The sequence below is a fragment of the Rhizobium sp. YIM 134829 genome, from assembly GCF_046546455.1.
This window is the reverse complement of sequence record NZ_JBKHKI010000007.1, coordinates 173925-180295: the sequence shown is the minus strand read 5'-3', so window position 1 is coordinate 180295 and position 6371 is coordinate 173925. Positions and strand designations below refer to the sequence as shown.

The window sequence follows — 6371 nt, the reverse complement described above, 5'->3', positions numbered from 1 at the left end:
AAATCAACCGACGATCGAGGAGGAAGCTACACTTCAGATTACACCCAGAGCCGCCTGATCATGACGGCCCGGAACCACACCCGAAATTACACCATCTTGACGGACGCTATCTGCCGGAATGACCGCGAACCCAAACGAGGTTGATCGGCCGTGCCTCAAGCCTCCCGTCGAGTTCTCGCCAGAGATCCGCATTTGGCATATCCGCGGAACCCTTCTTCCAGCCCTTGGCCTTCCACCGCCGCCGCCATTCATTGCAGCCCCGCACCACGTATTGAGAATCCGAGTGCAAGAGGGCTTTGGAGGGGGAGTGTTCTGCAATCCACCCCAGAGCCATGAAGACGGCCGTCAGCTCCATCCGGTTATTCGTAGTGTCGAGATCCGCCCCCGTTTCGGAATGAAGCTCTACGCCATTCCAATAGACGACAAAGGCCCATGCTCCCGGTCCTGGGTTTGGTTCACACGCTCCATCCGCATACACGCTGACGGTCGGCTTTTCCTCCAAAGCCAAACCACGTTCGATCTTGGCGATCGGTTGGCTTTCGAATTCAAGCGTTTTCGCGGATGACGCTCTTTTTGTCTCGGTCTGGTCTCGGTCTCTGGTCTGGTCTCCGTCTCTGGTCTCTGGTCTGGTCTCTGGTCTCTGGTATATCGATACGGTCTCGATACCCTTTCGATATGGTATCATTTGCGCCCCCTCGTCATGTAGTCGCTGGAGGCAAGACGGTCGCCGATGTCGAGGACATTCCCCCGTCCCTGTTTCGTCGTTCGGCTGTCGCGAACCTCTTCAAATGCCGAGAATGCTTCCTCCGCCGCGCCGCGGATCACATCGCTTTCAATACTCGACACCATGCGTTCGATGGCACGCGCATGCTTCGGATTCATCGCGGGGTTAGTGTCGAACCATCCGCAAATCACAAGCTCCGAGGTCGTTTCGTCGAAGAGGACTAGGCCTGCTTCGACGACAAGCTCTCGCGCCTGCAGGTAGCGCTGAAGATCCCATCCCAAATCAGCGGCAGCGTACCCATCGGGGATGCGGCAGCAGCCGGCGCTGTTCTGATGTTCGCTCGTCGTGAAGTACAAGAACACGAGCTGAGCGTCAGACGATGAGAGACTGCGAAAACGCCTGTCGCGCCAAATGAGCGGGGAAACTTTGGAGAAATCACGCATCGTCGCGCCTCCCGTGCTGGCGATAGTGGCGGGCTAGAGCGCAGGCATCGCAGGCCTCAATCGCATTGAGGTGGAAGCGCTCGCGGATGGTCGGAACCACCCTTGCGGGTGGCTCCTCTTGTGCGGCGAGCCACTTCGCAGCGGCCACGGTTTGAGGGGAGAGATCGGCTGTCATGCGGCTGCCCTCCCCCTCTCTTCGACAACTTCGACCTGCGTACGCAGGACGTAGCGAGCATGGGTGCCGGCATAAGGCCCGCCGTGTTTCTCTTCGATCGTTTCGATGATGAGGCCGGATCGACGCAACTTAAAAACATAGTGCGCCCAGCGAGGGCCAGGCTGGTCTATTGGCGTGCAGCCGACCGGACCAGCGCTGACGAGATTGCGAAGCGCCCATGCATCTCTGCCTTTGACAGTCACGATCCGATCGTCGGGGAGAATGCGTGCGGTAAGGGTGTCGAAGATACGGGGCATCAAAAGCCCTCCTTATGCAGGTGGCCTTTAAGCGCAATTCGAGCGGGCTTCCGGCCTGGGTGGAAATTGGGGAGTGAGGGGAGAGGGCAGCGCTCATGCGGCACCCCCGATCCCGGCAAGCTCGCAGACTGTGCGAGCGTGCGCGGCAGAGATGCGAAATCTCGCAGCGATGCGGCGAACCGCTAGACTTTCGGAGGAGGAAGCCTTAGATTCCTGTGTATCAAGCGCCCTGCCCAGAGCTTTGATATTCGGAACCCTGTCGCTCCCTGCGACGGGGTTTTTCGTTTGCACGGTTCCGCCTCCCTCAAGCTGCCGACTGCATGTCGGGAAGGGAGCGAATGTAGCTGTCCAGCTCTTCAGTCAGGATGAGTGTGCGGGTGCCAAGCTTCTTTGGCTTGAGGCTTCCCGACTTGACCAAATCATAGAGTTTGGTGCGGCCGATACCGCTGTAAGAAACGGCTTCAGCGACGGTCATTGCGAGCTTGTGAGGCATGGGGACTAGCCCTGCCGGAGTGCCTTAGCGTCCGGTACGCATCCGCATGTGTTCGTCTGCGGGTGCATTCTAATTGTCATGCACTCTCGTCGCCGTCACAGGACAATGACTCGATTTCTATTAGAGTTTGTCCGATGCTCTTTCCCAAGCCTTGCGGATCGCATCCGCGCTTAGTTGCGGAATCTTGCCGTCAGAACTTTGAGCTTTCACGCGTTTAAGGACGGCTTGGCAGAACCTCACGAAACCGCCTTCGACTTCCCGAGCTGAGTTATAGGAAAACTTCACATGCGTTTCGAACGCGGCCTCATATGCTTTCGCCAAACCAGCTATCAACGCATCGCCAGCAGTGAGCAACTTCCCCTCTCCAGTAAGAACGGCGTTCTCAAGTCCTTCGGCGCGAAGTCGCTGGCGCTCGCTAGAGGCAGCCTCTCGGATCTTTCGCAAGTCGGAAAGCCAAGCGTCTAGATCGACTTCAGGCGCATTCATGCTTGTTCCTACCAAGCCAAACGCGGCCTCGATCGATCTTGTAGCCTTTACGGCCTTGCCTAACTCGTCATACCGCTTTCGTTTTTTGGCGCTGCTCGTAAGTTCTGGAGTGATCCTCCGCATTGTGAACGCCCATGAAATCTTGCTAGCGACCTTTGAGCGCTCGGCTCTCACTTCAGCCAAGTTGGAAATCGAAAAATGCTGAAGCCGGTCAGGGATGGGCTCTCCAGTTTCCTCCAGCACTTCCCCGATTGCTTGGAAGTTAAGGAAGACGCTCATGGCTTTCGCCTTTCAGCCAGCTTCACAACGTTGCCCCGCGACTGCTGAGCAAGGTACTGCTCCCAAGCCTCCATCAGCTTGCGCCGCCGTGCCAAGGCGTCTGAGCGGCGATAGGCGCGCTCAGTCTGGTCTCCCACTGTATGAGCGAGCGCAGCCTCTGCCACCTCGCGGGGAAATGTCGTCTTATCTCCAGCCCAATCGCGAAAGGCGCTGCGAAAGCCGTGAACCGTAATCGTGTCCTGCTTCATCCGGCGCAATAGCATAGCCATCGCCATGACAGAGAGCGGCCGGCCATCTTTCTGGCCTGGGAAAACGAGCCCATCGTTCTTGCGGGCCTCATGGAGCGGCAGGAGGATAGCTAGGGCCGTATCGGTCAGAGGAACGCGATGGACGCGGCCGGCCTTCATCCTGTTTGCGGGGACGGTCCAGACTTTGGCTGCAAAGTCGATTTCGCCCCATTGAGCTCCAAGTGCTTCCCCGGAGCGAGCCGCAGTGAGTATGACAAACTCCAGGCAGCGTGCCGCCATCGCGTCAGACTCTTTGAGCTGTGCCATGAAAGCTGGCACCGCATCGAACGGCATGGCCGCGTGATGGCCTCTGGATAGCTTCTGACGAGCGGGCAGGACGTTCTTGAGATGACCGCGCCAAACAGCGGGGTTTTCGCCCTCTCGCCACCCCTTTGCCTTGGCGAAGTCTAGCACACGCTCAATGCGTCCCCTCAGCCGGCTCGCGGTTTCGTTCTTCGTCGTCCAGATGGGCTGCAGCACGTCGAGCACATCGGTGGTCGTGATGGTCGAGACTTTCTTTGCGCCCAGGCCTTGGCAATAGCCGTTCAGGGTGGATCGCCATTGCGCCCGGTGCTTCTCGTTTCGCCACTGCGTTTCCATCGACGAGAGAAACTGGTCGCAGCAGTCTTTGAAGCTCGGCTCCTCGACTCTCGCCTTCTCGGCGATTGGATCGCCCCCGGCCGCAACCATCTCCCGATAGGAGGAGGCGAGGCTGCGCGCCTTTGCGAGCGTGACGGCTGGATAAGAGCCCATCCCCATTTCACGCCGCTTTCCGTCCCGGCTCCACATGAACAGCCAGGATCGAGAACCAGCAGGAGTTACGTTCAGGTAGAGGCCTCCGCCGTCGCTATGGCGCCCCGCGTTTAGCTTGGTGGACTTGACGATGGCATCAGAGAGCTTCTGCAGCGCGCGCGCCATGCTTCCCCACTTCCTTCCCCACTTCGACAAGCGGTCATCTGAGAACAGATGCGAACGACTTTGGACGATAGCTGAGAAAAGTTCAAGCGGGGCCGGGGGTTGATGAACACCGGCGAATTGCAGCGTACAGGGGTTATGCGGACTCCCTGTCCGCCATTTCCATCATTTCCTTATCGGACCTTGCTCCATCCAACTATGTGACGCGGCCTGCGCATGCAGAGCGTGGCGGTCGATGATCTGGGAAAGCGGAGGACGCGATGGATGAGTCATACAAAGCAGCGGCCGTGTGCCGATGACCGACTTTTCGAGCCATTCCAGCAAAACGACCCCTAGTCCGTTCCGCCGGTCGTCATTCTAAAGATCACCTCTCCAGAAGGTGCCGTGCCGCGAAATCAAGCCTCCCACCCTTTTGCGGAATGATCTGGAACGAAGATGCAAATCCTGCGTTCAAAGCGCGGCTGGGCGAGAGCCGTCCGGAGAAAGCCATGGCGGAGAGCAGGATGCGCAAGCAGGGTGAAGGACTGCCCGATCCTCGGGACGCGAGCTATACCAGCTTCATGGTGCGCGAATTGGCGGTCTGGTTGATTGGCGTTCCCGTGCCGATTGCCGCCCTAATCGGCTACTTCGTCCTTTAAAGCGTCCATTGGTCCAATAAGGCCGCCGGTCCTCTGATCCGCAGACCAGGCCGATCGTCAGAGCCTCGACGGCTGGCGGTACCACCACAACGCCAGCGTCACGCACCGCCGTGCAGGACGGCAAAGGTCAGCCCCGAAACCAGCGTCAGGGCAACCATCACGACAATCAATTCCTTCATCATGAACCGGTACATGGCGAAGCTCCAACTCAACACCTTTGATGTGGTGAGAAACGCAGCTTCTCACAAGATGTTTCGCCTGGTCAGCCCCATCGCGCATATTTGATGTCTTATATGCGAATAGGGTGAATCGCCCAGCTCCTCGTTAGTTTCCTGTGGCTTACCGGCTGGACAGGCTGTGGACAGCTTGCCGGCGCAACATGGTGAACAGAAAGCCGGAGAGTGCCACGCGAATGAAACACCAGTCCATGCCCCTCGGGATGATCTTCGTTGCCTGCCTTGTCGCGCTCATCCTGGCCATCTCCCTCGTCCCCCACCGCCCCTTCCCCGGCCTGCAACACTCTGTGCAGGCGAGCACGAACCATTATTAACCTAGCATTCCAGCGCATCTGGGCAGACCGTGCATGAGCGCAGTTAGCGTCCTGATCGAATGCAGGGCGAAAACCGAGCCTCACCGTCGCGCTAGACGTCCGGTCGCTTCCAGATCAGGACTTGGTCGACCCTCACGCACATGGAGGCGACGACAGATGGTTTGCCGACCCCTGGAGGGCTCGAACCAGCGACAACCTGTTTAGAAGACATTGAAAATATCAGCGATTACAGTGGCTCACACGAACCGCGGTCTGCTGAATTTCACTAACGATACTCTAATGAACACCTGCGAACAAAGACCGGGAGAGTGGTCGCCGATCGGCTGAACGCGCACTGATACCCCGCACCGCGATCTGAAACGAAAACGGGCCAGCGATCGGCCGGCTTCCGCCCCATCAGATGACGACGGGGTGGCAACGCGCGTCCTTGAACGATTTTGCTAGGTGATCAAGCCATTCCGTGAGCATGCTGCCTTTTGGAGATCAGTATGCAACTCATGGCTCTTGTCTTCTCGGCGATCTTTCTCTTCTCCTCCGCAGCCTTGGCAAATAATACCACAGTGGCAGTCAGCCCATCTCCAGATGGCGAGCCGCAGATCTTCAATGGTGAGGTATCGGCGGGTGGAAGCCAGTCGTTTACTTACAAGGCGGCCGACCATCGCGACGTTCTGTTTGCCATTGATGCGGACAACGAGACCTGTGGGGCTGAACTGCGCAGAGACACGGAGCGAGGCTATATGCCCAACTTCGAGAGCTTTCCAACGACGCGAGCCGAAACAGTTGCTCAGGGGGAGACCCTAAAAATCTCATTTTTCCAGACCCGTTTGGCAGCACTTCATCAGGCGCCCTGCATCTTTTCTCTCACCATCAAATGAGGATGGGGCGATACTCCGTCTGTTGCGACGAGAGTGTAACCATGCACATTAGGGATGCGCATATTTGAGGCTCGGGTGGGACGGCAAGCCTTGCCGTCGGAACCGTTGTTACGGCCAACGCTCGTTCCCCGAGGCTTCCCCTGTGTGACCCGATTGCCAGCCCCGGCGAGATGGAAGGGAATGATTTAGCCTCGGAAATCGGGGAAGATC

10 protein-coding genes are annotated in these 6371 nt (G+C 58.1%); 3 read left to right on the top strand and 7 right to left on the bottom strand.

Annotation, left to right across the window (positions count from 1 at the left end; genetic code table 11):
• Positions 1-106: 106 nt before the first annotated feature.
• From ACLE20_RS14355 to ACLE20_RS14325, 7 genes are all read right to left on the bottom strand, one after another.
• Positions 107-685, bottom strand: a complete 579-nt coding sequence (locus ACLE20_RS14355; RefSeq protein ID WP_410940982.1) for a ribonuclease H — start codon at positions 683-685, stop codon at positions 107-109.
• A complete protein-coding gene (locus ACLE20_RS14350) occupies positions 682-1167 on the bottom strand; it encodes a hypothetical protein (protein WP_410940981.1) in 486 nt (161 codons plus the stop codon). The genes ACLE20_RS14355 and ACLE20_RS14350 overlap by 4 nt, the downstream gene beginning before the upstream one ends.
• Positions 1160-1342 carry a hypothetical protein gene (locus ACLE20_RS14345; RefSeq protein ID WP_410940980.1) on the bottom strand — a complete coding sequence of 61 codons (183 nt, stop codon included), beginning with the start codon at positions 1340-1342 and terminating at the stop codon, positions 1160-1162. Before ACLE20_RS14345 ends, ACLE20_RS14350 begins: the two co-directional genes overlap by 8 nt.
• Positions 1339-1638: a hypothetical protein gene (locus tag ACLE20_RS14340; protein ID WP_410940979.1), complete on the bottom strand. Its 300-nt coding sequence runs from the start codon at positions 1636-1638 to the stop codon at positions 1339-1341. Before ACLE20_RS14340 ends, ACLE20_RS14345 begins: the two co-directional genes overlap by 4 nt.
• Positions 1639-1942: 304 nt before the next feature.
• Complete coding sequence (locus ACLE20_RS14335) at positions 1943-2131, bottom strand: helix-turn-helix domain-containing protein (RefSeq protein WP_410940978.1); 189 nt, start codon at positions 2129-2131, stop codon at positions 1943-1945.
• 120 nt (positions 2132-2251) lie between these two features.
• Positions 2252-2896, bottom strand: a complete 645-nt coding sequence (locus tag ACLE20_RS14330) for a hypothetical protein (RefSeq protein WP_410940977.1) — start codon at positions 2894-2896, stop codon at positions 2252-2254.
• Complete coding sequence (locus ACLE20_RS14325) at positions 2893-4101, bottom strand: tyrosine-type recombinase/integrase (protein ID WP_410940976.1); 1209 nt, start codon at positions 4099-4101, stop codon at positions 2893-2895. The genes ACLE20_RS14330 and ACLE20_RS14325 overlap by 4 nt, the downstream gene beginning before the upstream one ends.
• A 485-nt stretch (positions 4102-4586) precedes the next feature.
• Between ACLE20_RS14325 and ACLE20_RS14320 the strand changes: the two genes are divergently transcribed.
• The 3 genes from ACLE20_RS14320 (at position 4587) to ACLE20_RS14310 (ending at position 6161) form a co-directional block, all read left to right on the top strand.
• The gene (locus tag ACLE20_RS14320; RefSeq protein ID WP_410940975.1) at positions 4587-4736 is read left to right on the top strand and encodes a hypothetical protein; all 150 of its coding nucleotides are present in this window, start codon (positions 4587-4589) and stop codon (positions 4734-4736) included.
• Positions 4737-5148: 412 nt separating this feature from the next.
• A complete protein-coding gene (locus ACLE20_RS14315; protein WP_410940974.1) occupies positions 5149-5286 on the top strand; it encodes a hypothetical protein in 138 nt (45 codons plus the stop codon).
• 497 nt (positions 5287-5783) lie between these two features.
• Entirely contained in the window at positions 5784-6161 is a 378-nt protein-coding gene (locus tag ACLE20_RS14310; RefSeq protein ID WP_410940973.1) for a hypothetical protein, read from the top strand.
• The last annotated feature ends 210 nt before the right edge of the window (positions 6162-6371 follow it).

What these genes read in the sequence shown, in the direction of transcription:
- ACLE20_RS14355 (WP_410940982.1), bottom strand. Translation starts at nt 685, where the DNA reads ATGATACCATATCGAAAGGGTATCGAGACCGTATCGATATACCAGAGA.
- ACLE20_RS14350 (WP_410940981.1), bottom strand. Translation starts at nt 1,167, where the DNA reads ATGCGTGATTTCTCCAAAGTTTCCCCGCTCATTTGGCGCGACAGGCGT.
- ACLE20_RS14345 (WP_410940980.1), bottom strand. Translation starts at nt 1,342, where the DNA reads ATGACAGCCGATCTCTCCCCTCAAACCGTGGCCGCTGCGAAGTGGCTC.
- ACLE20_RS14340 (WP_410940979.1), bottom strand. Translation starts at nt 1,638, where the DNA reads ATGCCCCGTATCTTCGACACCCTTACCGCACGCATTCTCCCCGACGAT.
- ACLE20_RS14335 (WP_410940978.1), bottom strand. Translation starts at nt 2,131, where the DNA reads ATGCCTCACAAGCTCGCAATGACCGTCGCTGAAGCCGTTTCTTACAGC.
- ACLE20_RS14330 (WP_410940977.1), bottom strand. Translation starts at nt 2,896, where the DNA reads ATGAGCGTCTTCCTTAACTTCCAAGCAATCGGGGAAGTGCTGGAGGAA.
- ACLE20_RS14325 (WP_410940976.1), bottom strand. Translation starts at nt 4,101, where the DNA reads ATGGCGCGCGCGCTGCAGAAGCTCTCTGATGCCATCGTCAAGTCCACC.
- ACLE20_RS14320 (WP_410940975.1), top strand. Translation starts at nt 4,587, where the DNA reads ATGGCGGAGAGCAGGATGCGCAAGCAGGGTGAAGGACTGCCCGATCCT.
- ACLE20_RS14315 (WP_410940974.1), top strand. Translation starts at nt 5,149, where the DNA reads ATGAAACACCAGTCCATGCCCCTCGGGATGATCTTCGTTGCCTGCCTT.
- ACLE20_RS14310 (WP_410940973.1), top strand. Translation starts at nt 5,784, where the DNA reads ATGGCTCTTGTCTTCTCGGCGATCTTTCTCTTCTCCTCCGCAGCCTTG.